Annotated in this window: 27 protein-coding genes and 1 riboswitch; of the genes, 12 read left to right on the plus strand and 15 right to left on the minus strand. The window is 58.7% G+C overall.

All coding sequences use genetic code 11. From position 1 onward, the window contains the following. Positions 1-66 precede the first annotated feature (66 nt). From WKS99_RS01565 to WKS99_RS01605, 9 genes are all read right to left on the minus strand, one after another. The gene (locus tag WKS99_RS01565; protein WP_147570655.1) at positions 67-852 is read right to left on the minus strand and encodes an ABC transporter ATP-binding protein; all 786 of its coding nucleotides are present in this window, start codon (positions 850-852) and stop codon (positions 67-69) included. Continuing rightward, the gene (locus WKS99_RS01570) at positions 846-1,787 is read right to left on the minus strand and encodes an ABC transporter permease (protein ID WP_186852703.1); all 942 of its coding nucleotides are present in this window, start codon (positions 1,785-1,787) and stop codon (positions 846-848) included. The genes WKS99_RS01565 and WKS99_RS01570 overlap by 7 nt, the downstream gene beginning before the upstream one ends. A gap of 76 nt (positions 1,788-1,863) precedes the next feature. Further along, positions 1,864-2,973 (minus strand): ABC transporter substrate-binding protein, encoded by a 1,110-nt coding sequence (locus WKS99_RS01575; protein ID WP_147570657.1) that lies wholly within the window; start codon positions 2,971-2,973, stop codon positions 1,864-1,866. A gap of 511 nt (positions 2,974-3,484) precedes the next feature. Beyond that, positions 3,485-4,084, minus strand: coding sequence for a hypothetical protein (locus WKS99_RS01580; RefSeq protein WP_340405211.1), 600 nt, complete (start codon positions 4,082-4,084; stop codon positions 3,485-3,487). 71 nt (positions 4,085-4,155) lie between these two features. After that, a complete protein-coding gene (gene tuf / locus WKS99_RS01585) occupies positions 4,156-5,358 on the minus strand; it encodes an elongation factor Tu (RefSeq protein ID WP_147570659.1) in 1,203 nt (400 codons plus the stop codon). Between the two features lie 117 nt (positions 5,359-5,475). After that, complete coding sequence (fusA, locus tag WKS99_RS01590) at positions 5,476-7,584, minus strand: elongation factor G (protein WP_147570660.1); 2,109 nt, start codon at positions 7,582-7,584, stop codon at positions 5,476-5,478. 18 nt (positions 7,585-7,602) lie between these two features. Then, entirely contained in the window at positions 7,603-8,073 is a 471-nt protein-coding gene (rpsG, locus tag WKS99_RS01595; protein ID WP_147570661.1) for a 30S ribosomal protein S7, read from the minus strand. 171 nt (positions 8,074-8,244) lie between these two features. Further along, on the minus strand, positions 8,245-8,667 hold the full coding sequence (gene rpsL, locus WKS99_RS01600) for a 30S ribosomal protein S12 (protein WP_147570662.1): 423 nt from the start codon (positions 8,665-8,667) through the stop codon (positions 8,245-8,247). 86 nt (positions 8,668-8,753) lie between these two features. Beyond that, the gene (locus WKS99_RS01605) at positions 8,754-8,993 is read right to left on the minus strand and encodes a L7Ae/L30e/S12e/Gadd45 family ribosomal protein (RefSeq protein WP_147570663.1); all 240 of its coding nucleotides are present in this window, start codon (positions 8,991-8,993) and stop codon (positions 8,754-8,756) included. 359 nt (positions 8,994-9,352) lie between these two features. Between WKS99_RS01605 and WKS99_RS01610 the strand changes: the two genes are divergently transcribed. Next, positions 9,353-9,538 carry a ferredoxin gene (locus tag WKS99_RS01610; RefSeq protein ID WP_147570664.1) on the plus strand — a complete coding sequence of 62 codons (186 nt, stop codon included), beginning with the start codon at positions 9,353-9,355 and terminating at the stop codon, positions 9,536-9,538. Between the two features lie 40 nt (positions 9,539-9,578). Here the strand turns inward: WKS99_RS01610 and WKS99_RS01615 are convergent, their stop codons facing one another. The 4 genes from WKS99_RS01615 to WKS99_RS01630 all read right to left on the minus strand — a co-directional run bounded on the left by WKS99_RS01615 (position 9,579) and on the right by WKS99_RS01630 (position 11,948). Next, positions 9,579-10,307, minus strand: a complete 729-nt coding sequence (locus tag WKS99_RS01615; RefSeq protein ID WP_340405212.1) for an NAD-dependent protein deacylase — start codon at positions 10,305-10,307, stop codon at positions 9,579-9,581. Between the two features lie 25 nt (positions 10,308-10,332). Beyond that, the gene (locus tag WKS99_RS01620) at positions 10,333-10,809 is read right to left on the minus strand and encodes a hypothetical protein (protein WP_262669206.1); all 477 of its coding nucleotides are present in this window, start codon (positions 10,807-10,809) and stop codon (positions 10,333-10,335) included. A 41-nt stretch (positions 10,810-10,850) separates the two neighbouring features. Continuing rightward, a complete protein-coding gene (locus WKS99_RS01625) occupies positions 10,851-11,240 on the minus strand; it encodes a DUF4430 domain-containing protein (protein WP_186852707.1) in 390 nt (129 codons plus the stop codon). A 37-nt stretch (positions 11,241-11,277) separates the two neighbouring features. Beyond that, positions 11,278-11,456, minus strand: a riboswitch (cobalamin riboswitch). 138 nt (positions 11,457-11,594) lie between these two features. Next, complete coding sequence (locus WKS99_RS01630) at positions 11,595-11,948, minus strand: cupin domain-containing protein (protein WP_340405213.1); 354 nt, start codon at positions 11,946-11,948, stop codon at positions 11,595-11,597. Between the two features lie 144 nt (positions 11,949-12,092). Between WKS99_RS01630 and WKS99_RS01635 the strand changes: the two genes are divergently transcribed. Genes WKS99_RS01635 through WKS99_RS01650 form a run of 4 tightly spaced genes read left to right on the plus strand, consistent with a single transcriptional unit; the run spans position 12,093 to position 15,910 of the window. Continuing rightward, entirely contained in the window at positions 12,093-12,422 is a 330-nt protein-coding gene (locus tag WKS99_RS01635; RefSeq protein ID WP_147570669.1) for a winged helix-turn-helix transcriptional regulator, read from the plus strand. Between the two features lie 39 nt (positions 12,423-12,461). After that, positions 12,462-14,612, plus strand: a complete 2,151-nt coding sequence (locus tag WKS99_RS01640) for a Tex family protein (RefSeq protein ID WP_186852709.1) — start codon at positions 12,462-12,464, stop codon at positions 14,610-14,612. A gap of 10 nt (positions 14,613-14,622) precedes the next feature. Beyond that, complete coding sequence (locus WKS99_RS01645) at positions 14,623-14,937, plus strand: DUF4491 family protein (protein WP_147570671.1); 315 nt, start codon at positions 14,623-14,625, stop codon at positions 14,935-14,937. A 28-nt stretch (positions 14,938-14,965) separates the two neighbouring features. Beyond that, positions 14,966-15,910 carry a dipeptidase gene (locus tag WKS99_RS01650; RefSeq protein ID WP_186852710.1) on the plus strand — a complete coding sequence of 315 codons (945 nt, stop codon included), beginning with the start codon at positions 14,966-14,968 and terminating at the stop codon, positions 15,908-15,910. Between the two features lie 59 nt (positions 15,911-15,969). Here WKS99_RS01650 and WKS99_RS01655 read toward each other — a convergent pair whose 3' ends face one another. After that, a complete protein-coding gene (locus tag WKS99_RS01655; protein WP_262669209.1) occupies positions 15,970-16,512 on the minus strand; it encodes a stage V sporulation T C-terminal domain-containing protein in 543 nt (180 codons plus the stop codon). Between the two features lie 112 nt (positions 16,513-16,624). After that, positions 16,625-17,104, minus strand: coding sequence for a hypothetical protein (locus tag WKS99_RS01660; protein WP_240287110.1), 480 nt, complete (start codon positions 17,102-17,104; stop codon positions 16,625-16,627). A gap of 202 nt (positions 17,105-17,306) precedes the next feature. Here WKS99_RS01660 and WKS99_RS01665 point away from each other — a divergent pair, with 202 nt between their 5' ends. The 7 genes from WKS99_RS01665 to WKS99_RS01695 all read left to right on the plus strand — a co-directional run bounded on the left by WKS99_RS01665 (position 17,307) and on the right by WKS99_RS01695 (position 25,351). Continuing rightward, positions 17,307-19,292 (plus strand): DNA gyrase/topoisomerase IV subunit B, encoded by a 1,986-nt coding sequence (locus tag WKS99_RS01665; protein WP_186852712.1) that lies wholly within the window; start codon positions 17,307-17,309, stop codon positions 19,290-19,292. Positions 19,293-19,604: 312 nt separating this feature from the next. After that, positions 19,605-20,279 (plus strand): L-serine ammonia-lyase, iron-sulfur-dependent subunit beta, encoded by a 675-nt coding sequence (gene sdaAB, locus WKS99_RS01670; protein ID WP_147570690.1) that lies wholly within the window; start codon positions 19,605-19,607, stop codon positions 20,277-20,279. Continuing rightward, the gene (gene sdaAA / locus WKS99_RS01675; RefSeq protein ID WP_340405432.1) at positions 20,279-21,154 is read left to right on the plus strand and encodes an L-serine ammonia-lyase, iron-sulfur-dependent, subunit alpha; all 876 of its coding nucleotides are present in this window, start codon (positions 20,279-20,281) and stop codon (positions 21,152-21,154) included. The genes sdaAB and sdaAA overlap by 1 nt, the downstream gene beginning before the upstream one ends. Further along, positions 21,151-21,579 carry a hypothetical protein gene (locus WKS99_RS01680; RefSeq protein WP_340405214.1) on the plus strand — a complete coding sequence of 143 codons (429 nt, stop codon included), beginning with the start codon at positions 21,151-21,153 and terminating at the stop codon, positions 21,577-21,579. The genes sdaAA and WKS99_RS01680 overlap by 4 nt, the downstream gene beginning before the upstream one ends. 11 nt (positions 21,580-21,590) lie before the next feature. Then, positions 21,591-23,834 carry a DNA gyrase subunit A gene (locus WKS99_RS01685; protein ID WP_340405215.1) on the plus strand — a complete coding sequence of 748 codons (2,244 nt, stop codon included), beginning with the start codon at positions 21,591-21,593 and terminating at the stop codon, positions 23,832-23,834. A 33-nt stretch (positions 23,835-23,867) separates the two neighbouring features. Continuing rightward, positions 23,868-24,740 (plus strand): YitT family protein, encoded by an 873-nt coding sequence (locus tag WKS99_RS01690; protein WP_186852716.1) that lies wholly within the window; start codon positions 23,868-23,870, stop codon positions 24,738-24,740. 20 nt (positions 24,741-24,760) lie between these two features. Then, positions 24,761-25,351 (plus strand): lactate utilization protein, encoded by a 591-nt coding sequence (locus tag WKS99_RS01695; RefSeq protein WP_147570694.1) that lies wholly within the window; start codon positions 24,761-24,763, stop codon positions 25,349-25,351. The last annotated feature ends 1 nt before the right edge of the window (position 25,352 follow it).

The raw sequence follows: 25,352 nt of genomic DNA on the forward strand, positions 1-25,352 counted from the left end.
ATCTCTATGGACAGGATAGCACAGATCGAGGCAAAAGTCTGTAAAAAAACTGTGAAATCCGCCCTCTCAGGAGAGCAAAATACGGTCGTTGTCCAGGCCCCTGCCCACCCCTGCCTTGAAGCGTGCCAGCAGGTCAGACACTGTCATTCCCTTCCGCTCCTCCCCCTGGATGTCCAGCACGACGCGGCCGGAGTCCATCATCAGGGTGCGATTGCCCAGCTCCAGTGCCTGCTGCATATTGTGGGTGACCATCAGGGTGGTGATCCTGTTTTCCGCCACCACCTCCCGTGTGATCTTCAACACCTTCTCCGCCGTGGCAGGATCCAGGGCGGCGGTGTGCTCATCCAATAAGAGAAGCCATGGCGGATTCATGGTAGCCATGAGCAGGGTCAGGGCCTGGCGCTGTCCGCCGGACAACAGCCCCACCGGCTGCTTGATTCGGTCCTCCAATCCCATATCCAGCAGAGCCAGCTGGTCCCGGAATCGCTGTTTGTCCTTCTGTGTCAGGGGGGCGAACCAGCCACCGCTCCCGGCGGCCAGGGTCAGGTTTTCTTCAATCGTCATGTGGGGCGCAGTCCCCCGCATGGGGTCCTGGAACAGCCGTCCAATATGCTTGGATCGCTTGTGCTCGGCCATAAAAGTGATATCCTGGCCGTCCACGAGGATGCAGCCGCTATCCACGAGAAAGCTGCCGGCGATGGCGTTAAACAGGGTGGACTTTCCCGCCCCGTTGGAGCCTACGATGGTGACGAAGTCTCCCCGCTCCAGGTGGAGGTCCACCTGGTCTAAGGCCTTCTTCTCATTCAGCGTTCCTGGATTGAAGGTCTTGGAGATATGGTCCAGCTTCAGCATTTGACTCCGCCCCCTCTCTTTCTGGCAGCCAGCTTCTGCCGCTGCAGCGCGATCAGCTTTCTTCCCTGTGGGGCGGCGATGGCCACGGCCACAATCAGGGCAGACACCAGCTTGAAGCCCTCGGTAGGCACGATGCTGGTACTGATAGCGACGGCGATGATGATGCGGTACAGACAGGCCCCCAGAATGACTCCGAACACCCGGCGGGGAATGGAGCCCCGGCCCATTAAGCTTTCCCCGATGATCAGGGAGGCCAGGGCAACTGTCACCATTCCGGTACCCAGATTGATGTCACAGCTCTTGTTTAGAAGTCCAATCAGGCAGCCCGCCAGCCCTGTGAGGGAATTGGACAGACACAGTCCCACGGTAATGGTAAAGGAGGGGTTGATGGAGGAAGCCCGGACCATGTCCGCGTTGTCCCCTGTGGCCCGGATAGACAGGCCCAGCCGGGTGCGGAAAAAAAGGACTACCAACAGGGCGGCCACCAGAAGGATCACCGCCAGCACCACCAGCTCATGCCACTTAGCCCACCACTCCCAGGGAAAAAGCTCCTTGCACAGCGTAAATAGGGAATCACTGCCGTAGATAGACAGGTTGGAGGACCAGCCCATCACCGCCAGGTTGACGGTGTACAGCCCTGTGTTGACAATGATGCCGGCCAGGATGCTCTCCACCCCAAGCTTGGTCTGGAGAAAGGCGGTGACAAAGCCGGAGCAGGCTCCAGCCAGCATGGCGGCGGGCAGGGCCAGCAGGGGATGCCCGGCCAAAGTGACAGTTGCCCCTACGGCAAACCCCAGAGTATAGCAGCCATCTGTGGACAGGTCGGCAATATTAAGAATCGAGAAGCTAATGAACAGGGCCATGGCCACCAGGGAGTAGATCGCCCCCACCTCTAGTGCAGTCTGGAGGGCTGGCAGGGATAAAATAGCGGGCACAGGGATTCCTCCTTATGGCGGTACTGGGGACGCCGCACTGGGCGGCGTCCCCAGACCGAGGTTTTACAGAATGGACTCAGCTGAAGCTCTGGGCGGTGGTAATCTCCACCACGCCGATACCAAGGGTGGCAAAGGCAGCCTTCACATCATCTAGGCTCAGACCGATGGCCTCACAGGTTTCTGTGTTGATGGTGGCCGCTTCGTGGGCCAGGATGACCACAGGAGTGGTGGCGGGGTCAGCCCCGTTCACCAGCAGGTCCACCACCATATCGGCGGTCTCGGCCCCCAAATCGTCATAGTCAACGCCGTACCCAAAGAAAGCGCCATTCAGGGCGAAAGAGTTGGCACCGGTATAGTGAGGGATCTTAGCCTCGTTCAGCTTCTCAAAAATAGACAGTTCGGCCTGCATCACGGTGTTATCCGTTGGGGTGAAGATGGCCTCCACACCGGCGCTGATCAAGGCGTCCACAGCGGAGTTGACCTCGTCAGTATTGGTGCCGGTTTTTTCCACATAGGAGATACCGCTGGCATCCAGGAAGGCCTTAGCCTCCTCGATAGGCTTCTTGGAGGAATCCTCAGACTTGGAGTAGAGCAGGCCCACGGTCTGGATGTCGGGGTCTACGGCCAGCATCATCTTCATGATCATCTCGGTGTTCAGGGCGTCGCTGACGCCGGTGATGGTACCGCCAGGAGCGTCCATGTCCTGGACCAGATTAGCGGTGACAGGATCGGACACCGCAGCGAAGATGATTGGGATGTCCTCATCGGTGACTACAGACTGCATCACCTGGGCGGCCGGCGTAGCGATGGGCACGACCACATCTACCCCGTCAGCCACCAGTTGGGCGGCGATCTGATTGAGTGTGGTGCCGTCCCCCTGCCCATTATAGGTATAGTCGGCGTAATTGAAGGTCACTCCCAGCTCGGCGCTCTTGGCATCCAGCTCCTTCTGGACGTTCTTCTCGATCTGATCCAGAGAGGCGTGGTCCATATACTTGACCAAGCCGATCTTATACTCCGTCTTTGCAGCAGAGGCGGAACTTCCTCCCGCGGCGGTCCCATCGGAACTGGAAGCGCCAGAGCTGCCGGAGTCATTTCCGGCTCCTGTGCAGGCGGCCAGGGTCAGCGCCAGGGACAGGGACAGGGCCGCAGCCAGGAGCTTCTTCAAAGTGCTGTTCTTTTTCATGGTATTTACCTCCATTATTTGCCCGGTTTGGGCTTAGATTGGTTTGGGTGGGTGATGGAGGGGCCGTTGCCGGCGGCCTTTGTTTCAGAGTATAAAAAAACAGCCCCCTATCCCACATAATATGGGACAAGAGCTGTACTCCTGCGATACCACCCAAATTGACGTTTGCACGTCCGCTCGCTTCACGCGCCATCACGCGTGCCCGATGGATAACGGGTGGGTCCCCGTCGGCATCTACTAGGTCTCCCGTTCAAGCCGCCCTCGAAAGTCCATTCACTCGGCCGCTCCCCGCCCCGATCTCACCCTCCGGGACTCTCTTCAGGTTTGCCGCACCGGCTACTCCTCTTTCTCAAAGGTTTACCGCTGTCTAATTGTTGGGATTATTATAGCCGCTCCCCGTCTCCTTGTCAACCCCCCTCTTGAAAAAATATTGTGGGAGCTTTCAACGTCCTATCCATCCATACGAATAATGGGGGCGTTCTCCCTTCAGGTCAAACGCCCCCAAACCAGGTCAGATAAGAAATTCGCTGCTCTGCTTGAGATAACGCAGATAATACACCAACGCCACCAGGGATATTGCCAAACTTGCAAACACCGAGATCAAGGGCAAGATGAGTGACGGAGAATCCAAGAGACTGCCAGAAAGCAGCAGGCACAACAGCGTAATCCCCCCGGACAGGAACGCTGCCCCAAAGGAAATGAACTGCCATCTCCATGCCTTTTTTCCCAGCTCCATCTGGCCGGCAGCGCCCTTTGACTGTAAAACCGCATTGGTCCCCTTAATTACAAAGTAAGTCATGAGCAGGTTGCAGATATCCTGGGCCATGCTCATCAGGGCACCGAATATTGTTTCATCATTCGCGAACAGGCCGACTACAAACACAATGACCAGAGTGATCACCGCGTTCCTATATGCCTGGTGCTCATTGCGCAGCTTCACCAAGCCCACTAACGAAATGACCGTCCCCCCCAAGACCGCCATTGCCACTAAAAATACCAAGGGCGGGATAATCCACGCAAGGATCGTACATAGAATACTGGCAATTATAATTATATTGCCCACATACATCAGCCTCAGGGACTGGGCCACTTTTTCGTAGTTATATTCCACACCGCTCACCTCCTGTTTCATAATAGAAAAAGAGCGGGCCTCTTCAGAAGTCCGCTCTTTTGATAGGAAACTTACTCGTTGATGCCGATGACGACGCCGGAACCCACGGTACGGCCGCCCTCACGGATGGCGAAACGCAGGCCCTGCTCGATGGCGATGGGGGTGATCAGCTCCACGTCCATGTCCACGTTGTCGCCGGGCATGCACATCTCAGTGCCCTCGGGCAGAGTGATGATGCCGGTCACGTCGGTGGTACGGAAGTAGAACTGGGGCCGGTAGTTGTTGAAGAAGGGGGTGTGACGGCCGCCCTCGTCCTTGGACAGGACGTAAACCTGGCCCTTGAACTTGGTGTGGGGATGGATGGAGCCGGGCTTGCACAGCACCTGGCCACGCTCGATGTCGGTCTTAGCGATACCGCGCAGCAGGCAGCCAGCGTTGTCGCCAGCCTCGATGAAGTCCAGAGTCTTGCGGAACATCTCCATGGAGGTGACCACGGTGCTCTTCTTCTCCTCGGACAGGCCCACGATCTCGACGGTCTCGCCGGCCTTCAGCTGGCCACGCTCCACACGGCCGGTAGCCACAGTGCCGCGGCCGGAGATGGTGAACACGTCCTCGACGGGCATCAGGAAGGGCAGGGAGTCATCACGGGGAGGAGTGGGGATATACTCGTCGACAGCATCCATCAACTCCTTGATGCAGGCGAAGTCGGGATCATTCACATCGCCAGACTCGCAGGTCAGAGCGTTCAGAGCGGAACCCTTAATGATGGGGATCTCGTCGCCGGGGAACTCATAGGAGGACAGGGTCTCACGGACCTCCATCTCCACCAGCTCCAGCAGCTCCTCGTCGTCCACCTGGTCACACTTGTTCAGGAAGACAACAATAGCGGGCACGCCTACCTGACGGGCCAGCAGGATGTGCTCCTTGGTCTGAGCCATGGGGCCGTCGGTAGCGGCAATAACCAGGATAGCGCCGTCCATCTGAGCAGCGCCGGTGATCATGTTCTTGATATAGTCGGCGTGGCCGGGGCAGTCGACGTGGGCGTAGTGACGCTTGTCAGTCTCATACTCCACGTGGGCAGTGTTGATGGTGATGCCGCGCTCGCGCTCCTCAGGAGCCTTGTCGATGCTGGAGTAATCCTCATACTGGGCCTTGCCCTGCAGAGCCAGGTACTTGGTGATGGCGGCAGTCAGGGTGGTCTTGCCGTGGTCAACGTGACCGATGGTGCCGATGTTTACATGGGGCTTAGTACGCTCAAATTTTGCCTTAGCCATTGGAATTTCCTCCTTATATTACAGTTATAGACGTAACTTGCGTGGGTTCCATCGCATCAGGGACATTTTATCCTATTCTGAGCGCAAATGCAACCCTATTTTCCAACACACCCGGAATTAATCCTGGGTGTTGCGGCCGCGCTCGGCAATGATCTTGTCGGCGATGCTCTTGGGGATCTCCACATAGCTGTGGGGCTCCATAGAGTACTGGCCACGGCCCTGGGTGCTGGAACGCAGGTCGGTAGCATAGCCAAACATATTGGCCAGAGGCACCAGGGCGTCGATCTGGGTGGCGCCGGGACGGCTCTCCTGGCCCTGGATCTGGCCGCGGCGGCTGTTCAGGTCACCGATGACATTGCCCAAATAGTCGTCGGGCACGATGACGGAAACCTTCATGATGGGCTCCAGCAGAATGGGTGTGGCCTTGCGGCAGGCCTCTTTGAAGGCCATGGAGCCGGCAATCTTAAATGCCATCTCAGAGGAGTCCACCTCGTGGTAGGAGCCGAAGGTCAGGTGTACCTTCACATCCACTACCGGGTAGCCGGCCAGAACACCGGCCTGCATGGCTCCCTGGATACCAGCGTCAACGGCGGGGATATACTCCTTGGGGATGACGCCGCCGGTGATCTCGTTCAGGAACTCATAGCCCTTGCCGGACTCGTTGGGCTCCACCGTGATGCGGACGTGGCCGTACTGGCCCTTACCGCCGGACTGACGGGCATACTTGGTATCCTGCTCCACGCTCTTCTTGATGGTCTCCTTATAGGCCACCTGGGGAGCGCCTACATTGGCTTCCACCTTGTACTCCCGGAGCAGACGGTCCACGATGATCTCCAGATGGAGCTCGCCCATACCGGCGATAATAGTCTGGCCGGTCTCCTCGTCGGTGTAGGTCTTGAAGGTGGGGTCCTCCTCGGCCAGCTTCATCAGGGCAATGCCCATCTTCTCCTGACCGGCCTTGGTCTTGGGCTCAATAGCCACACGAATCACGGGTTCGGGGAACTCCATGGACTCCAGAATGATGGGAGCCTTCTCGTCGCAGAGGGTGTCGCCGGTGGTGGAATTCTTCAGGCCGATCACGGCGGCGATGTCGCCGGAGTAGCAGCACTCAATGTCCTCCCGGTGGTTGGCGTGCATCTGCAGGATGCGGCCAATGCGCTCTTTCTGCCTCTTAGTGGAATTCAAAACGGTGGTGCCGGTGTTCAGCACGCCGGAGTAAACACGCACAAAGGACAGGCGGCCCACAAAGGGATCGGTGGCGATCTTGAAGGCCAGAGCGGAGAAGGGGGCGTTGTCGTCAGCGGGACGCTCATCCTCCTCCTCAGTATCAGGGTTGACACCTTTAATGGCGGGGATGTCGATGGGAGAGGGCATATAGTCCACAATGGCATCCAGCAGCTTCTGCACACCCTTGTTTTTGTAGGAGGTGCCGCACACCACGGGGACCATCAGGTTATCGATGGTGCCCTTACGGATGGCGCGACGGATCATATCCTCAGGAACAGGCTGCTCCTCCAGGACAAGTTCCATGATCTCCTCATCAATGTCGGCACAAGAGTCCAGCAGCTTGGTGCGGTACTCCTGGGCCAGCTCCATCATATCGTCGGGGATCTCCTCCACCCGCATATCCTTGCCTACCTCGTCGTAGTAGACGTCAGCCTTCATCTCCACCAGGTCGATGATGCCCTTGAAGGTCTCCTCCTTGCCGATGGGGAGCTGGATGGGCACGGCGTTGCACTTCAGACGGTCGTGGATCATGTTGAGCACGTTGTAGAAGTCGGCGCCCATAATGTCCATCTTGTTGACGTAGATCATACGGGGGACCTTATAATGGTCGGCCTGGCGCCAGACAGTCTCAGACTGAGGCTCCACACCACCCTTGGCGCACATGACGGTCACAGAGCCGTCCAGCACGCGCAGGGAGCGCTCCACCTCCACGGTGAAATCCACGTGGCCCGGGGTGTCGATGATGTTGATACGAGTCTGGGGGAACTGATCCTTGGTTCCCTTCCAGTAGCAGGTGGTGGCGGCGGAGGTGATGGTAATGCCGCGCTCCTGCTCCTGGGCCATCCAGTCCATGGTGGCGGTACCCTCATGGGTCTCGCCAATTTTGTAGTTGACGCCGGTGTAGTAGAGAATACGCTCGGTAGTGGTAGTCTTACCCGCGTCAATGTGGGCCATGATACCAATATTGCGGGTATTCTCCAAAGAAACTTTTCTAGGCATACTTTGTCTCCTCTTAGATTACCAGCGATAGTGAGCGAAAGCCTTGTTGGACTCGGCCATCTTGTGGGTGTCCTCACGCTTCTTCACGGCGCCGCCGGTGTTGTTGGCAGCGTCCATAATCTCGCCGGCCAGCCGCTCCTTCATGGTCTTCTCGCCGCGGTTGCGGGCATAGGCGGTCAGCCACCGCAGACCCAGGGTCTGACGACGCTCAGGCCGGACCTCGATGGGCACCTGGTAGGTAGCGCCGCCTACACGGCGGGCCTTGACCTCCAGGGAGGGCATGATGTTCTCGAGAGCCTGGGTGTAGACCTCCATGGGGTCCTTCTCGGTCTTCTCCTTGATGATGTCAAAGGCGCCGTAGACCACCTTCTGAGCCACGCCCTTCTTGCCATCCAGCATGATGCTGTTGGTGAGCTTGGTAACCAGGACGGAGTTGTAAAGCGGATCAGGCAGAACCTCCCGCTTGGGTACATTTCCTCTTCTGGGCACTTTGCTTCCCTCCTTCTTATAAAATTAGAAATCATAGGTACTCGAACCGTTTCGCAAACGATCCGTGTAATGCCTGTCCGAGGTCTGCCTAACAATATATAGGTAAACGCTCGGCAAGGCGGGGTTGCCTTGCGCAAACGCACAATGCAATTTCAGTGTGAAGTAACCCTCTTACTTCTTGCCGGCCTTGGGACGCTTGGCGCCGTACTTGGAACGGGCCTGCATACGGCCGTTGACGCCCTGGGTATCCAGAGTGCCGCGGATGATGTGGTAACGCACACCGGGAAGGTCCTTGACACGGCCGCCGCGGATCATGACCACGGAGTGCTCCTGCAGGTTGTGGCCAACACCGGGGATATAGGCGGTGACCTCGTAGCCGTTGGTCAGACGCACACGGGCGATCTTACGCAGAGCGGAGTTCGGCTTCTTAGGAGTAGAAGTACGGACCGCGGTGCACACACCTCTCTTCTGGGGAGAAGGCAGATCAGTGCTCTTGTTCTTCAGGGTGTTCAGACCGTGCTGCAGGGCGGGAGAGGTGGACTTGTAAGTCACCTGCTGGCGTCCCTTGCGTACCAGTTGGTTAAAAGTAGGCATGGTTTTCCTCCTTTCTGAAAATCTGCCCCTGAGGGGGCGTAATATATTTTAACAGAATAAGGAAATCTTATTCCATTAAAATCAGATCACAGCAGGACAGCCACTGCACTGCCCACTGCAATGGAGCAGGCGGCGCCCAGCTCTTTCATGGTGGAGACCTCCTCCACCGGGACTTCCTTTTCTTTGGCCAGCCTCGCCAGCGGCTCGGTGACCCGGGGGTCTGCGTCGGCGGCCAGGAACAGCTTTTTAGCCCGCCCGTCGTTGAGGGCGCGCTTGACCTGCTTGGCCCCTGCCACCTTATCGGCGCTGTTCAGTTCACTCAGCATTCCGGTGCCCTCCTCCCTCCTGTTTCAGAAGCAGTCATCGGGTAAAAGGGCGCAATAGCCCCTACCACCGCAAGTTGAGATTATAGCATTTTCTCTCCCTCCCGTCAAGGAAAATCCGCCGTGAAATCCACAAATTTTCTCTCCCCGTCCCTGTTTTTTCGGCAAATGGCAAAATTTTTTCCCTTGGAGGCCACGCCCTCCGTAAAGATATTGCGTCTATGCAGGCAGAGGGATCTGTTCACAGGGGCCAAATACGCTGCTAAGATGATGGATTCTTTGAATCGATCTTCAGGCAAATCAAGAATAAAACACGGGGATAGCGCCATACTATGGAAACTCTATGATAAGGAGGAGCCTGTATGACCGCCCATGTAAATGAAAACTGTATCGGCTGCGGCCTGTGCACCGGTATCTGCCCCACCGCCTTTCTTATGACGGACGAGGGGGTGGCCGCCGCCCGGGACGAGATCCTGCCAGAGTGGGAAGGCCAGGTCCAGGAGGCCGCCGAGAGCTGCCCCACCAGCGCCATTGAGATATCACATTGAACACAGAGGGGGCGGGCCCAAGGCCCGCCCCCTCTGTGCTCTATCCTTCTGCCTGTATCTGTTCCAATATCCTTCCAATGGGTCCGGCGATGGCTAGGTCCGCCCGCCTGTCGTATGGCGTGGGGCTCTTGTTAATGAGGACCAGCCGGTCTCCCCGGTAGTAGTTCACCAGACTGGCCGCCGGGTAGACCGCCAGCGAAGTGCCCCCTATGATGAGCAGGTCCGCCTGCTGGATATCGGCCAGAGCTCCCTCCAGCACCCGGCTGTCCAGCGACTCCTCATAGAGGACCACATCAGGCTTCACCGTCCCCCCACAGGAACAGGTGGGTACCCCCTGGCTGTCACGGATAAATTCCACGGGATAGGGCTTTTTACAGCGCATACAGAAATTCCGGTGGACCGAGCCATGCAGCTCCCACACCCGCTTTGACCCGGCCATCTGGTGCAGCCCGTCAATGTTCTGGGTGACCACTGAGCGGAGCTTACCCACTTGCTCCAGCTGGGCCAGCTTCTGGTGGGCCGTATTGGGCCGGGCATCCAGGCAGAGCATTTTGTCCCGGTAGAAGCGGTAAAACTCCTCCGGCCTTCGGTCAAAGAAGGTGCGGCTCAAGATCTCCTCCGGGGGATAGTCATACTTCTGGTTGTACAGGCCGTCTACGCTTCGGAAGTCAGGAATGCCGCTCTCGGTGGACACTCCAGCCCCGCCGAAAAAGACAATGGACTCGCTCCCATCGATCCACTCCTGAAGCCTTTTGATCTGTTCCTCCATGGTCGTTCTCCTTCTTCGGCATGATTCAGCGGAACACTTTGTCTCGCAACTTACACAGGACCTGATACAGCGGGTCGGCCAACACCAGGGCCAGGACAAAATTTCCCCCACAGTGGAGCAGGTCTGCCGGGATACCGGATATCCACCAGGACAGGGCCGCCCAGGGGCCGCCGGTGACCCAATAGGGGACCGACATCAGCGCCCCGAAGGCCAGTCCAAAGGTGCCGCTTGCCATTGCGAGTAACAGCGGGCGGCCCGGAGGCAGCTTGGTACAGATCAGGCCCCACAGGGGCCAGACATAGAGATAGCCTAACCACCACATAGGGTTGAAGCCGTACAGCAGTCCCTCTACCACCACAAAGGGAAGGATGATTGAGAGGACTTGCCTTCCAAAAACAAGAGCGTACACCAGGATGAGCAGGGAGACCGGCTCGATGTTGGGCAGAGGGGACAGGACCATCTTCAACACTGTCAGCGTGGAGGCCATCAGTCCACAGAGCACCACTTTTTTCGCCCCGTTGAGGGGTCTCCTCTCTCCCATGGTCAATAGGTAGACAAAGTCAGCTCAAAGTGGTCGCCGTCCTGGACCGGGGTGGTGTCCACTCCGGTGTTCACCATCTCGCCGTCCTGGGTGACGCGCCACCACTGGTTCTCACTCTCCTGGGCGGTCTCCCCGTCTACTGTAGTAATATATAAGCCGAACTGGCTGCTCTCGCCCTTCACAAGCTTTTCCTCGACCAGCACCTGACCCAGATACTCGGCGTCAGTGTGGTAAGTAAACTCCTTAGCGCTCTCGTCCCCGTGGACCACCTCCACCACCACAGTCTTGTCGCCCACCTGGGTCTGGGGCCTGGTGAAGTACCAGAGGCCGGCCATGAGGGCGGCGACGATCATCAGCGCTGCGGCCGCCAGCAGGGTTTTCCTGTTTCTCATAATATTTTCCTTCCGCCCTTGCCGTCACTCGCGGCGCGGGCAAGCAAGCTCCCAGGCAGGTCTTCTGACTCAAGGCTCTCCACCCGCTCCCCCGCCTTCCCGGCAGATGCCGGCGGCACATCGGGGGTGGGCTCCCCTCTCACAGCGGCGTGACCGTGGACATACGTCTCTTCCCTATTCTCCCGGAAACCGGGCACCTGAGGCGGGAATATTATAGCACAGCGTCTTAGAAAAGGAAAGCAGGACTTGTGGCGTGCCGAGTTGTTGCGCCATACTGGATGCCCACAGGCGCATCACTTCCCGTCAAGGGGGCGGTCAGGGCAGTCCCTGTGCCACCTTGACCGCTTCTTTGATTCAGTGCACGACGGCGTCCTCCGCGGTGAAGCCGCCCAGGGAGCCCTCCTTGACTTGAATGCAGACATAGGTGACGCCGGAATCCTCCGCCGCGGAGAACTGTCGCTTGGCAGCCGGGGCGACCCGCAGCCAGTCCCCAGCGGCGAGGGAGACGTTCTCTCCGTCGATGACCGCCCTGCCCGCTCCCGCCAGGATACCGTAGATCTCCTCGTTTCGCCTGTGGGAATGTACAAAGGGCACCCCCGCCCCAGCGGGGAGCCGGTTGACGCTGACCTCCGCGCCGGTCAGGCCCAGCCTATCATGTAGTTCGGCGCGGTCCTCAGTCCCAATGTTGATTTTCGTGTAGTTTGTCATGGTTTTGACCTCCAAATCTTGTTCGCAAGTCGCCTTGCATGCCTTTAGTGTACAGCCACCGCATACTCGGCTACAAGTACGCACCTTTTTATAACTGTACACGCGAAAAACGATGTGCTATACTGTGCCCGGAGGTGTATCGCCATGAAAACGAAGGAGGAACTTCCGGCCTGTCCAGTGGCCACCGCGGTATCCTTAATTGGCGGGAAGTGGAAGCTGCTGATCCTGCGCAATTTGAAGGCGCGCCCGTGGCGCTTCAACGAGCTGCAGCGGGATCTGGACGGGATCTCCCAGAAGGTGCTGACGGACAGCCTGCGCCAGATGATCGACGACGGCCTCGCCTATCGCCGGGACTATCAGACCATGCCCCCGCGGGTGGAGTATGGCCTAACCGAGCTGGGAAAAGAGATGCTGCCCATTATCGACGCCCTGGCCGATTTTGGGACCTATTACAAATCGACGCTCCAGCCGTAACGCCCCGCCACCCCAAAATTTTTCACCAAGGAGAATGCTATGGACGCTATCATTCAGGCCCTAGCCCGTGAGCTGGGCCGCAGCGAAGCACACATAAAAAATGTGGTCAACCTTATCGACGAGGGAGCCACCATCCCCTTTATCGCCCGGTATCGAAAAGAGCTCCACGGCTCCATGGACGACCAGCTGCTCCGCCAATTAGCGGACCGGCTCCAGTATTTGCGCAATCTGGAAGCCAGAAAGTCGGAGGTAAAGGCATCTATCGAGAACCAGGGCAAACTCACCGAAGACCTGGCGGCCGCCGTCGATAGGGCGATAACTCTGGCTGAGGTGGAGGACCTTTACCGTCCCTATAAACAAAAGCGGCGCACCAGGGCCACCGCAGCCAGAGAACGGGGGCTGGAGCCCCTGGCTCTGCTGCTGTTTGGCAAAGGGCCTGCCGTGACACCGGAGGAGGCGGCAGCAGATTTTGTCGATCTGGAGAAAGGCGTGGAAACTTTGGAGGACGCCCTTCAGGGGGCAAGCGATATCATCGCCGAGCTTATCTCGGACGACGCGGAGATTCGCAAGGAGCTCCGGGACCTGTATCTCCGACGGGGCGTGCTGGTCTCACGGGCGGCGGACAAGGAGCCGGAGGATAGTGTGTACCGGCTTTATTATGACTTTAAGTGTCCCGTAGGGCGCCTCCAAGGCTATCAGGTGCTAGCCGTCAACCGTGGAGAGCGGGAGGGTATTTTGAAGGTATCGGTGGAACTGGACCCGGAGACCGCCCATGTCGCTGTCCGCCGCCTCACTGTCCCTGGGGCCGCCGCTATGGAGTTCGTCCGCAACGCGGCGGACGACGCCTACGACCGACTCATCCAGCCCTCTATGGAGCGGGAGATCCGCAGTACCCTCTCTGACCAGGCCAACGAGGGAGCCATCCATATGTTTGCCCTAAATTTGAAGCCATTACTCATGCAGCCCCCAGTCAAGGGCAAGGTCACCATGGGGCTGGATCCTGGCTACCGGATGGGCTGCAAGGTGGCGGTGGTGGACGGCACCGGAAAAGTGCTGGACACGGCGGTGGTCTATCCCACCCACGGGGAGCGGCAGAAGCAGGAGTGCATCGCCAAGCTGGCCGCTCTCATCAAGAGATATGGGGTGGAGCATATCGCCATCGGAAACGGTACCGCCAGCCGTGAAACCGAGCAGATGACGGTAGAGCTCATCAAAAAGATAGGCGGCGGAGTGTCCTACATGATTGTCAGCGAGGCGGGGGCCTCCGTCTACTCGGCCAGCAAACTGGCCGCCGAGGAGTTTCCCCAGTTCGATGTAAACCTGCGCAGCGCCGTATCCATTGCCCGGCGGCTCCAGGACCCCCTGGCCGAGCTGGTGAAGATCGACCCCAAGGCCATCGGCGTAGGCCAGTACCAGCACGACATGCCCCAGGCCAGGCTGGGTGAAACGTTGGACGGTGTGGTGGAGGACTGTGTCAACGCGGTGGGAGTGGACGCCAATACCGCCTCCCCCTCCCTGCTCCAGCGGGTGTCCGGCCTGACCGCCGCCACCGCCAAGAATCTAGTGGCCTACCGGGAAGAAAATGGCCCCTTTACCGCCCGGAAGCAGCTTTTGAAGGTGCCAAAGCTAGGCCCCAAGGCCTTTGAGCAGTGCGCCGGCTTTCTCCGGGTGCCGGAGAGCGGCAGCGTGCTGGACAACACCGGCGTCCATCCGGAGAGCTATGGAGCCGCGGAAAAGCTGCTGGCGGAGTGCGGCTATACGCTGGACGACGTGAAGGCAGGGGAACTGTCGGAATTGAAGGCCAGGGCGGAGGCCATCGGGCTTGCCCAACTGGCAGAGAGATGCGGAGCAGGACTTCCTACCCTGTCCGACATCATCAAAGAGCTGATGAAGCCGGGCCGGGACCCACGGGACGAGCTGCCGCCCCCCATCCTCCGCACTGATGTTATGGAGGCCAAAGACCTAAAGCCGGGCATGGAGCTTCAGGGCACCGTGCGCAACGTTATTGATTTCGGAGTCTTTGTGGATATCGGTGTACATCAGGATGGCCTGGTCCACATCTCTAAGCTGCCCCGGCGAGTGAAGCACCCCTCCGAACTGCTCACCGTAGGGGATATCATCACCGTTTGGGTCCTGGAGGTAGACGAGAAGAAAAAGCGGATCAGCCTAACCATGAAAAAGCCGGGGTGAATCGATCGATATGAATCTGGAAGGTATCATCACCGCTGTATTGTGCTTTGCCTGTATCGGCCTGTTCCACCCTATTGTCATTCGTGCCGAGTACCACTGGTCCGCCCGATGTTGGCCCTTCTTTCTGTTGGCCGGACTGGTTTTTCTTGGGTGCAGTCTGCTGGTAGACAACTCCATAGGCGCCTCTGCCCTGGGGGTGCTGGGGTGCAGCTGTCTTTGGAGCATCTTGGAGCTGAAGCAGCAGGAAAAACGGGTGGCTAAGGGCTGGTTCCCCTCCAACCCCAAGCGGGTTTCTAAGCAGAATAACTCCAGGTCCCACGCATAGAATGAAAAAAAACAAAAGGAGGTTCCCCATGCCCGCTTCTGCCGTGTTCGACCTTCACTGTGACACTCTCACCGCGTTTATGGACCCCACCCGCTGCCGGGACACGCTGGACGACCCCCTCTCCTCCTTTGCCCTGTCCAAGATTCCCCAGGGGGTAAGCTGGTGCCAGTGCTGCGCCATCTTTATCCCCGACGGTCTGACCCCAAAGGAGGCCGAGGGCTACTACGCCTTCCACCAGCGCAGTTTTATCCGCCAGATGGGCTGCCTGTCCTCCCAAGTCCTTTCCTGCCGCACCGCCGACGATATCTGTCAGGCTTGGGACTGTGGAAAGGCGGCGGTTATCCTCACTGTGGAGAATGGAGCAGCCCTGGGTGGACGGCTGGAGCGCATAGAGCGGCTGGCCCGGGACGGAGTGCGGATGATGACCCTCACCTGGAACGGAGAAAACGAGCTGGGCTCCGGCCATGAGACGGACCGGGGCCTGTCCTCCTTTGGGAAGGCCGCCGTTCAGGAGTTGGAGCGGCAGGGCATTCTGGTGGATGTTTCCCATCTGAACGACCAGGGCTTTGAAGACCTGCTGGATATTTCGGAAAAGCCCTTTGTGGCCAGCCACTCCAACGCCCGGTCGGTGTGCGGTCACCGGCGCAACCTCACTGACTGGCAGATCAGGGAGATGGCCGCCCGCGGGTGTCTGATCGGGCTGAACTACTACTCCCCCTTCCTTCGCTCTGACGGCTGCCCCGCCGGCCTGGAAGATCTGTACCGCCATGCGGCCCACTTTCTGGACCTTGGCGCGGAGAACTGTCTGGCTCTAGGCTCCGACTTCGACGGAGCCGACCTGCCCCCCTGTCTGGACAGTCCCATTAAGGCGGCGGGACTGTGGGACTATCTGACCGGACGGCGCATCCCCCCCACTCTGGTCCAGAAGATCATGTACCAAAACGCTCTGAATTTCTTCCGGGCCGGGTTGTAACCCCTCTTTTTCTATCGGACAGGCGCAAAAAACCGGGAGCTTCTCGCTCCCGGTTTTCCTTATCCCTCCATATGGCGGCCAAGGAAGCCGGCGATGGATTGGGCCAGCTTGTATTCCACCTCGCCGCCCTCCAGATCCTCCGGCCGGCCGACAAAGACTACGCTGCCCAGCACGTCCCCCTCTGAAAGGATGGGGGCCACGGTGTCCAGGCAGAATTTATCTTCTCCGGTACACAGGGGCAGCGGCGCCTCTCCCCCCTTGTGCTGGTAGATCTGCCGCCCCTCCATGAGCCGTTCCAGTTCAGAGGATACCTGCTTTTCCATCAGCTCGCGCTTGGGTGCCCCGGCTACCGCGATACAGCTGTCCCGGTCGGTGATGACTGTCACCCGGCCCGTGGTCCGGTTCAAGGTCTCACACAGCTGGCCGGCAAAGTCCACCAGCCCGCCCATCAGGGAGTATTTTTTGAAGATCACTCCGCCATCCTTATCTGTGTAGATCTCCAGCGGATCACCTTCGCGGATCCTCATGGTGCGGCGGATCTCCTTGGGTATGACAACGCGGCCCAGGTCGTCGATCCGGCGCACGATTCCAGTCGCTTTCATCTATGATTTTGCCTCCTGCGGTTCAATTTACTGTGACAGGCATAGTATCTGCTGGAACAGGTCAGATATGCAGAATTTTGGCTGGGTTTGTTTGGCAAAAGAAAAAATTGCGTCAGAGCCACTCGCCCCGATCCTCTCCCTCTAGTTCTTCCGGAGGCACGCCCAGCAGCAGCAGCGCGCCGGCCACCGCCAGGTCGGACATGGCTCTCCCGTCTGGTCCCAGAGGCAGCGGAAACTCCTGCCGCTCCACCACCTGGCCGCCCAGGGTCACCAGTTCCCGCTGGAGGGCAGCCCACAGCCTGTCCCCCTCCCGGCTGGAAATGGTCAGGCTGTCCCGGGGCGAGCTTCCATAGCTCACCGCGCTCGCCGCCCGAAGCCCCTCCAGCATCCTTCCCGCGTCCCCTGGCAGCAGGATGGTCCGACAGGCGCCTGGGAGCTCGGCGCCTTCGGCCGCCGCCTGGGGTGATACCACCAGCAGGGCCGGGTGCTCCAGCGCCGCATACCGCTCTGTCATACCGCCTCTCCGCGAGAGGGCTCGCAAGATACGTCCTTCGATGCCCTCTCCCGACTCGATGACCTGAAAACACTCCATACCCATCCCCCTTTCTCACAGTCTTTGGCGTTCTTATGTCCTTTATGCATCCGGAGCACAGGATGACCTCCCCTTTCCTTGACTTTCCACCGCAATTTTTGGTAATATTATATATAGTGTATGATTGCGCCCTTTTCTATAAAAATGAAATCCCAGACGCCGGCACAACCGGCGGGCTTTGAAATGTGAGGAACAGAATACTATGGCCCAGAAAAATAACAGTTACGGCAACCAATCCATTTCCTCCCTGAAGGGGGCCGACCGGGTGCGTAAACGCCCCAGTGTTATCTTTGGCTCCGATGGGCTGGAGGGCTGCGAGCACGCCGTTTTTGAGATCATGTCCAACGCCATCGACGAGGCCCGGGAGGGCCACGGCGACCTTATCACGGTCACCCGGTTTGAGGACGGCTCGATCCAGGTGGAGGACCAGGGCCGGGGCTGCCCGGTGGACTGGAACGAGACAGAGCAGAAGTTCAACTGGGAGCTGGTCTTCTGCGAGCTGTATGCCGGCGGCAAATACAACAACCTTGACGGGGACAACTATGAATATTCCCTGGGCCTCAATGGCCTGGGCGCCTGCGCCACTCAGTACGCCAGCGAATATTTTGACGCTGTCATCTGGCGGGACGGCTTCAAATACACCCTCCACTTTGAAAAGGGGGAAAATATTGGCGGGCTGAAAAAGGAGCCCACTGACCGGGGCCGGAAGACCGGCTCCACCTTCCGCTGGAAGCCCGACCTGGAGGTGTTCACCGACATCAATGTTCCCGTGGACTACTATCTGGACACCATGAAGCGTCAGGCGGTGGTCAACGCCGGCGTCACCTTCCGCTTCAAAAACCAGGTGGGCAGCAGGTTCGAGACTACCGACTTCCGATATGACAACGGAATCCAGGACTATGTGTCAGAGCTGGTGGGGGAGGATGCACTGACCCAGCCTGTGTTCTGGCAGACGGAGCGAAAAGGCCGGGACCGGGCTGACAAGCCGGAGTACAAGGTGAAGCTGTCCGTGTCCTTCTGTTTTTCCAATCGGGTCCAGGTCATCGAGCATTACCACAACTCCTCCTGGCTGGAGTACGGCGGCTCCCCGGACAAGGCGGTGCGCTCCGCCTTTGTCTCCGCTATCGACGGCTGGCTGAAGGGACAGAACAAATATACCAAGAGTGAGAGCAAGATCACCTTTAACGACATCCAGGACGCCCTGGTACTGGTCTCCAATGACTTCTCTACCCAGACCAGCTACGAAAACCAGACCAAGAAAGCTATCAACAACAAATTTGTCCAGGAGGCCATGACCGACTTTCTCCGGTCCCAGCTGGAGGTCTACTTCATTGAAAACCCTCAGGAGGCCCAGAAGATCGGTGAACAGGTGCTTATCAACAAGCGGGCCCGAGAGAACGCGGAAAAGACCCGGCTGAACATCAAAAAGAAGCTGACCGGCACCATGGACCTGGCCAACCGAGTACAGAAATTCGTGGACTGCCGCACCAAGGACATCTCCAAGCGGGAGCTGTATATCGTGGAGGGCGACTCCGCCATGGGCAGCGTCAAGATGAGCCGGGACGCCGAGTATCAGGGGATCATGCCGGTCCGGGGCAAGATCCTCAACTGCCTGAAAGCCGACTATGGCAAGATCTTCAAAAGTGAGATTATCACCGACCTGCTGAAGGTGCTGGGCTGCGGCGTGGAGGTAAAGGACAGGCACGCCAAGGACATGGCGGCCTTTGACCTGTCTGCCCTGCGATGGAACAAGGTCGTCATCTGTACCGATGCCGATGTGGATGGCTTCCAGATCAGGACTCTAATCCTTACCATGCTGTACCGCCTCACCCCCACCCTCATCCAGGAGGGGTATGTGTACATCGCCGAATCTCCCCTGTACGAGATCACATGTAAGGAAAAAACCTGGTTTGCCTATTCTGACAAGGAGAAAAATGACATTGTGGCCTCTTTGGAGGGGAAAAAGTGCGAAGTCCAGCGTTCCAAGGGCCTTGGCGAGAACGAGCCTGACATGATGTGGCTGACCACCATGAACCCAGAGACCAGGCGGCTTATCAAGGTCATGCCCGAAGATGTGGAGCGCACCGCCTATATCTTTGATCTGCTGTTGGGCGACGACCTGGCGGGCCGGAAAAGTCACATTGCGGACAATGGGCATAAATATTTGGAGCTGGCGGATATCTCCTAAGCCTTTCTGGATATGCGGAGGCGGGCGCAGTATCAGAAAATGAGGCAATCCCATTGAGTGCTGCCATCATTTGTATCTGGCTGCTCCTATTGGGCATCCTATTATCCAAAGCTGACACCGCTGTTCAAGCACCCTGCTATTTTGAACAATGGCGGCATATATCTGGCGAAGAACGGCGGATGACACTCCAGAAAACCGCCGCCGTCTTTCTAAACGGCTTGGGTATTTTATTCCGGCTCTTTCCGAAACATCTACCCCGCTTCTTATTCTGTTCTGTCTTTCCCACGCCACCTCATAGCGGAGGAATCATCTATGAACCTGTTTGACATCCTGGGGCCTGTCATGGTGGGCCCCTCCAGCTCCCACACCGCCGGAGCGGTACGCATCGGGCGGATGGCACGGTCACTGTTAGGTCAGGAGCCCGTGAGGGCCGAGCTGTTTCTCCACGGCTCCTTCGCCTCTACCGGCGAGGGGCACGGCACCCACCAGGCCCTCATCGCCGGCCTGCTGGGGCTGTCCCCGGACGACGACCGAGTGCCGGGCAGCTTTGCCCTGGCGGAGGAGCGGGGCCTGTCCTTCACCTTCTCCACCCGGGACCTCCGGGACGTCCACCCCAACAGCGTCCTGATCCGTCTGGAGGGGGACCAAGGGGGACAACTGGAAGTAGGCGCCTCCTCCCCCGGCGGCGGCCGCATCCTGGTGTTCCAGGTGGACGGGCTGGACACCTCCTTTACCGGGGCCCTGCCTACCCTGGTGGTCCACAACTCCGACCAGCCCGGCTGCGTCAGCCAAGTCACCGGAGCGCTGGCACAGCGGGGCATCAACGTGGCCACCCTTCAGCTCAACCGGGGTGGGCGGGGTGGTAGCGCAGTCATGGTCATCGAATGCGACCAGCCCATTCCTAAGGAGGCTGCCCAGGCGGTCCGCGCGCTGCCCGGTATCCTGCGGGTCACCCGATATACGCCTGAGTCGGAGGAACGTCAATGATCGAGTTTACTTCTATCCAACAGATGCTGGAGGAGACCAGTTCTTCCGGTCTCCCTCTCTGGGACGCAATCCGTCAGGCAGACTGTCAGCGTCAGGGCATCTCCCCACAACAGTCCTGGGACAAAATGGCCGCCATGCTTCAGGCCATGGAGGACGCGGACAGAAGCTATCAGGAAACGGACCGCTCCCACAGCGGACTGTCCGGCGGCGACGGGGGCAAAATGGCCCGCTATATTCGGGCAGGCAAACCCCTCTGCGGCCCCTTCCTGTCTGAGGTAATGGCCGGAGCCCTGCGTATGGGGGAGTGCAACGCCTGTATGAAGCGCATCGTGGCCGCCCCCACCGCCGGGGCCTGTGGGGTGCTGCCCGCTGTTCTACTCCCCTATGCCAGACAGTTTCAAGCGGAAGCGGACAGGCTGGTAGAGGCTCTGTATGTGGCCTCCGGCTTTGGCATGGTCATCGCCGCCCGGGCCTCCATCTCCGGAGCGGAGGGTGGCTGTCAGGCAGAGATCGGTTCCGCGGCCGCCATGGCCGCCCCCGCCCTGGTCCACCTCCAGGGCGGTACCCCGGAGCAGATGGCAAACGCCTGCGCCATGGCGGTGAAGAACCTGCTGGGACTGGTATGTGATCCGGTGGGCGGGCTGGTGGAGGTCCCTTGTGTTAAGCGCAATGTCATCGGGGCTATGGACGCCCTGTCTGCCGCCCAGATGGCCCTGGCGGGTATTGAGAGCCGGGTGCCCCCCGACCAAGTGCTGGACGCTATGCGTGAGGTGGGCCAGTCCCTCCCACACACCCTGCGGGAAACAGGCAAAGGCGGTCTAGCCGCCACCCCCTTTGGCTTGAGATACACGCCAAAGGAGGTAGATAAACGATGAACCGTTCGTCCCACTTCCTGGTCGTCGCTCTGGCCGCCGGACTCTTTCCTTTTCTCGTTTTCTGGGACGGGTTTCCCATGCTGCCTGTCCTGGACGGCTGTATCACAGCTGCTTCCGCTCTGCTTGGTCACCACTGCCTAGTTTCACAGCGCCTCCCCGCCAGCCAGGCCGCCCAAGCTGTGCCCGAGGATGTACGGCGGCGCTGGTGCCGGGTACTTGGCATCCTGTTTCTGACCAACGCTGCCCTGGCCCCCCTGGGGTTTCTTCTGTGGAACATCCTTCGGTTTGATCAGGATCTTATTCTATTGGCTCAAATTTTGAGCTTTTTTCTCCTCTGTCTGGCCAGCCTGATCCCAGTGCGGCAGGCGGCCGGGAAGCGTTCCAGCTCCCAATCACAATATCCTCTTAACAAGAGTGTAAGATAGGACTGATACCAATGGCGAAAAAGAAAGTCCCCGATGAGGGGGCAAAAAAAGTAAATAATCCCAACGTCATGGGTCTGCGGGCCGAGGTGTTGGAACAGCCCATCACTCAGACTTTGGAAGTCAACTATATGCCCTACGCCATGTCTGTCATCGTATCCCGTGCCATCCCGGAGATCGACGGCTTCAAGCCCTCCCACCGGAAGCTGCTGTACACCATGTACCAGATGCGTCTGCTGGGCGGCGCCCGGACCAAGAGCGCCAACGTGGTGGGTCAGACGATGAAGCTGAATCCCCACGGGGATGCGGCCATCTATGACACCATGGTCCGCCTATCCAGGGGCTATGGAGCCCTGCTCCACCCCCTGGTGGACAGCAAGGGCAACTTCGGCAAGGTCTACTCCCGGGATATGGCCTGGGCCGCCAGCCGGTATACCGAGGTGCGGCTGGACCCCATCTGCGCCGAGCTGTTCCGGGACATCGACCAGGACACCGTGGATTTTGTGGACAACTATGACGGGAAGCTGAAGGAACCCACCTTACTACCTACCACCTTCCCCAACGTGCTGGTTTCCGCCAACCAGGGCATCGCCGTGGGTATGGCCTCCAACCTGTGCGGCTTCAATCTGGGCGAGGTGTGCGACACCACCATCGCCTTTTTGAAAAACCCGGACCACGACATCATGTCCACCCTGAAAGCCCCTGACCTGCCTACGGGGGGTGAGCTGCTCTATGACGAGGCGGCTCTGGGCGAGATCTACCGCACTGGCCGGGGCTCCTTTAAGGTGAGGTCCAAATGGCGCTATAACAAGGCGGAGAACCTGATCGAAATTTACGAAATTCCCTACTCCACCACCTCAGAGGCCATCATGGACAAGGTCACCGAGCTGGTCAAGGCCGGTAAGGTGAAGGAAATCGCCGATATGCGGGACGAAACCGACCTGTCCGGACTAAAGCTGACTATCGATTTAAAGCGGGGAGCTGATCCGGACAAGCTGATGGCCAAGCTGTTCCGCTTCACCCCCCTGCTGGACAGCCAGTCCTGCAACTTCAATATCCTCATCGCCGGGATGCCACGGGTCATGGGGGTGCGGGAGATCCTGGAGGAGTGGACTGCCTGGCGCATGGACTCGGTCCGCCGTCGTGTATACTACGCCATGAACAAGAAAAAGGAGAAGCTGCATCTGTTGAAGGGTCTGCGGCGTATCCTTTTGGATATCGACCGGGCTATTCAGATCATCCGGGACACTGAGGAGGACGCCGAGGTCGTCCCAAACCTGATGATCGGCTTTGGCATCGACCAGGTACAGGCGGAGTATGTGGCCGATATCCGTCTGCGTAACATCAACAAGGAGTACATCCTCAAACGCACCCAGGAGGTGGACACACTCTCTGACGAAATCGCCGACCTGGAGGACACTGTCAACTCCCCCAAGCGGATCCAGACTCTCATCATTGGGGAGCTGGAGGAGGTAAAGAAAAAGTACGCTGTCCCTCGGCGGACCGACATCGTCTTTGACCATGAGGCAGATGAGGTGATGGCGGTGGAGGAGGAGATCCCTGACTACCCCGTCCACCTGTTCTTCTCTCAGGAGGGCTATCTGAAGAAAATCACTCCCCAGTCCCTGCGGATGTCCAGCGAGCAGAAATACAAGGAAGGGGACGGCCCATATCTCCAATGGGAGGCCTCCAACCGGGACGAGCTGCTGGTCTTTACTGACCGGCAGCAGTGCTACAAGACCCGCCTGTCCGACTTTGATGACACCAAGGCCAGCGTGTTAGGGGACTATCTTCCCACCAAGCTGGGGATGGACCCGGAGGAGCGGGCAGTCTGGGCCTGTATTCCAGGGGACTACTCCGGCCAGCTACTGTTCTTCTTCGAAAACGGCAAGGCCGCGCGGGTGGAGCTGTCCGCCTATCAAACTCAGACCCGCCGCAAGAAGCTCACAGGCGCCTATTCCGACAAGTCCCCCCTGGTGGCTGCCTTCCTGCTCATCGAGGACTTTGAGGCGGCGGTGATCTCCACCGAGGGGCGGTGTGTGGTCTTCCACACCGCCAGCCTAAACCCCAAGACCACCAGGAGCACCCAGGGCGTCAATGTCATGACGCTGAAGCCCAAATACCGGGTGGAGAAAGTGCTGCCGCTGGATCGCACTGCCATCGTCAATGCCGCCCGGTATCGTGCCCGCTCCCTGCCTGTCTCCGGCGCCTTGCTCAAGGAGGAGGACCGGGGCGAGGAGCAGTTGACGCTGCTGTGATCCAGCTCATCTGAATCCAAACGAGGTATCTGAATGGGTAAAAAAGGACTTGGTTCCGCGATAAAAAGCTGTTTCTGGATCGTCGCTGCCTCCGCCATTTTCTCTTTTGGCTTCAATTGGTGCTATGTCCCCAACCAAATCAGTCTAGGCGGCATCACTGGTCTCGGCCAGATCATCAACGCTGCAGTCCCGGCTATCCCAATCGGTATTGCGGTCATAGCGCTGAACATCCCCCTGTTTCTTCTGAGCTGGAAGTACCTGGGCGGCCGTCTGTTGCTGTCCTCTCTCTTCGCCATGGCCGCCACCTCCCTGGGCGTGGACATCGTGGCTGCTATCCACTCATTCCAGCCCATGGACCCTATGTTGGCCAGTGTCTTCGGCGGTGTCCTAATAGGCCTGTCCCTAGGCATCATTCTGCTCCAGGGGGCCACCACTGGAGGCACGGACCTGATTGCCCGGCTCTTGAAGCTGCCCTTCGGTCACCTGCCCATGGGTCGGCTGCTGATGGCGGTGGACCTGGCAGTCATCGCGGCGGTGGCTCTGGCCTTCCGCAGCCTGAACAGCGCCCTGTATGGCATCATCTCCCTCTACCTGTCTACCGTAGTAATCGACAAGGTACTCTATGGCATGGACAGCGCCAAGGTCGCCTATATCATTACTGAAAAGTCCAGCCCCGTATTGGACGGTCTCGTCCACCAGCTGGAGCGCGGGGTGACCGTCCTCCATGGTCAGGGAGCATGGAGCGGCGAGGAGAAGCAGGTACTCATGTGTGCCTTCAAGCAGCGGCAGATCGTGGCCATCAAACAGACGGTAAAGGAGCTGGACCCCGAAGCCTTCCTGATCGTCTGTGATGCCCATGAGGTCCTGGGCCACGGCTTCCGGCTCTATCATCCAAATGAAATATAGAAAAAGGAAGGAATATTGCGATGACAGATTTAAAAAAGCTGACCGCGAATTTGGAAAAAAAGGGCTACATCGTCCGGTACTTTGATACCCCGCAAGAGGCGGCCGACTATCTGGACAGCAGGATCAACGGCAAAACAGTGGCCTTTGGCGGCTCCATGACATTGAAAAGCATGGAGCTATACCCCAAGCTGTCCTCTCATAACCAAGTTGTCTGGCACTGGGAGGGGGGCGACCTGACGGACGCCATGTCCACCCAGGTGTACCTCACCTCTGTCAACGCGGTGGCAGAAACCGGGGAGCTCATCAACATTGACGGAAACGGGAACCGGGTAGCCTCTACCGCCTTTGGACACCAGGAGGTCTACTTTGTGGCAGGGACCAATAAAATCGCCCCTGATTTGGACTCCGCTCTGTGGCGGGCTAGGAATGTAGCGGCCCCCAAGAGGGCACAGAGTATGGGCAGAAGGACCCCATGCGCGGTGAAGGCCGACCGCTGCTATGATTGCCAGAGCCCGGATCGAATCTGCCGGGTCCTCACTGTCCTGTGGGCGCCGCCCCTAAACCATCCCCATATGGAGGTCATACTGATCGGCCAGGAGCTCGGTATGTAAA

This window comes from Flintibacter sp. HCN-6482, from assembly GCF_037892565.1.
In the GTDB taxonomy this organism is placed as follows: Bacteria; Bacillota; Clostridia; order Oscillospirales; family Oscillospiraceae; genus Lawsonibacter; species Lawsonibacter aceti.

Excerpts from the sequence above, each read along its gene's own strand:
- WKS99_RS01640 (WP_186852709.1), top strand. The coding sequence starts at position 12,462 with ATGGACGCTATCATTCAGGCCCTAGCCCGTGAGCTGGGCCGCAGCGAA.
- WKS99_RS01625 (WP_186852707.1), bottom strand. The coding sequence starts at position 11,240 with ATGAGAAACAGGAAAACCCTGCTGGCGGCCGCAGCGCTGATGATCGTC.
- WKS99_RS01655 (WP_262669209.1), bottom strand. The coding sequence starts at position 16,512 with ATGAAAGCGACTGGAATCGTGCGCCGGATCGACGACCTGGGCCGCGTT.
- WKS99_RS01575 (WP_147570657.1), bottom strand. The coding sequence starts at position 2,973 with ATGAAAAAGAACAGCACTTTGAAGAAGCTCCTGGCTGCGGCCCTGTCC.
- WKS99_RS01695 (WP_147570694.1), top strand. The coding sequence starts at position 24,761 with ATGACAGATTTAAAAAAGCTGACCGCGAATTTGGAAAAAAAGGGCTAC.
- rpsL (WP_147570662.1), bottom strand. The coding sequence starts at position 8,667 with ATGCCTACTTTTAACCAACTGGTACGCAAGGGACGCCAGCAGGTGACT.
- WKS99_RS01665 (WP_186852712.1), top strand. The coding sequence starts at position 17,307 with ATGGCCCAGAAAAATAACAGTTACGGCAACCAATCCATTTCCTCCCTG.
- WKS99_RS01690 (WP_186852716.1), top strand. The coding sequence starts at position 23,868 with ATGGGTAAAAAAGGACTTGGTTCCGCGATAAAAAGCTGTTTCTGGATC.
- WKS99_RS01610 (WP_147570664.1), top strand. The coding sequence starts at position 9,353 with ATGACCGCCCATGTAAATGAAAACTGTATCGGCTGCGGCCTGTGCACC.
- sdaAB (WP_147570690.1), top strand. The coding sequence starts at position 19,605 with ATGAACCTGTTTGACATCCTGGGGCCTGTCATGGTGGGCCCCTCCAGC.
- WKS99_RS01685 (WP_340405215.1), top strand. The coding sequence starts at position 21,591 with ATGGCGAAAAAGAAAGTCCCCGATGAGGGGGCAAAAAAAGTAAATAAT.
- tuf (WP_147570659.1), bottom strand. The coding sequence starts at position 5,358 with ATGGCTAAGGCAAAATTTGAGCGTACTAAGCCCCATGTAAACATCGGC.
- WKS99_RS01635 (WP_147570669.1), top strand. The coding sequence starts at position 12,093 with ATGAAAACGAAGGAGGAACTTCCGGCCTGTCCAGTGGCCACCGCGGTA.
- WKS99_RS01660 (WP_240287110.1), bottom strand. The coding sequence starts at position 17,104 with ATGGAGTGTTTTCAGGTCATCGAGTCGGGAGAGGGCATCGAAGGACGT.
- WKS99_RS01565 (WP_147570655.1), bottom strand. The coding sequence starts at position 852 with ATGCTGAAGCTGGACCATATCTCCAAGACCTTCAATCCAGGAACGCTG.
- WKS99_RS01645 (WP_147570671.1), top strand. The coding sequence starts at position 14,623 with ATGAATCTGGAAGGTATCATCACCGCTGTATTGTGCTTTGCCTGTATC.
- WKS99_RS01605 (WP_147570663.1), bottom strand. The coding sequence starts at position 8,993 with ATGCTGAGTGAACTGAACAGCGCCGATAAGGTGGCAGGGGCCAAGCAG.
- WKS99_RS01630 (WP_340405213.1), bottom strand. The coding sequence starts at position 11,948 with ATGACAAACTACACGAAAATCAACATTGGGACTGAGGACCGCGCCGAA.
- WKS99_RS01615 (WP_340405212.1), bottom strand. The coding sequence starts at position 10,307 with ATGGAGGAACAGATCAAAAGGCTTCAGGAGTGGATCGATGGGAGCGAG.
- fusA (WP_147570660.1), bottom strand. The coding sequence starts at position 7,584 with ATGCCTAGAAAAGTTTCTTTGGAGAATACCCGCAATATTGGTATCATG.
- WKS99_RS01650 (WP_186852710.1), top strand. The coding sequence starts at position 14,966 with ATGCCCGCTTCTGCCGTGTTCGACCTTCACTGTGACACTCTCACCGCG.
- WKS99_RS01680 (WP_340405214.1), top strand. The coding sequence starts at position 21,151 with ATGAACCGTTCGTCCCACTTCCTGGTCGTCGCTCTGGCCGCCGGACTC.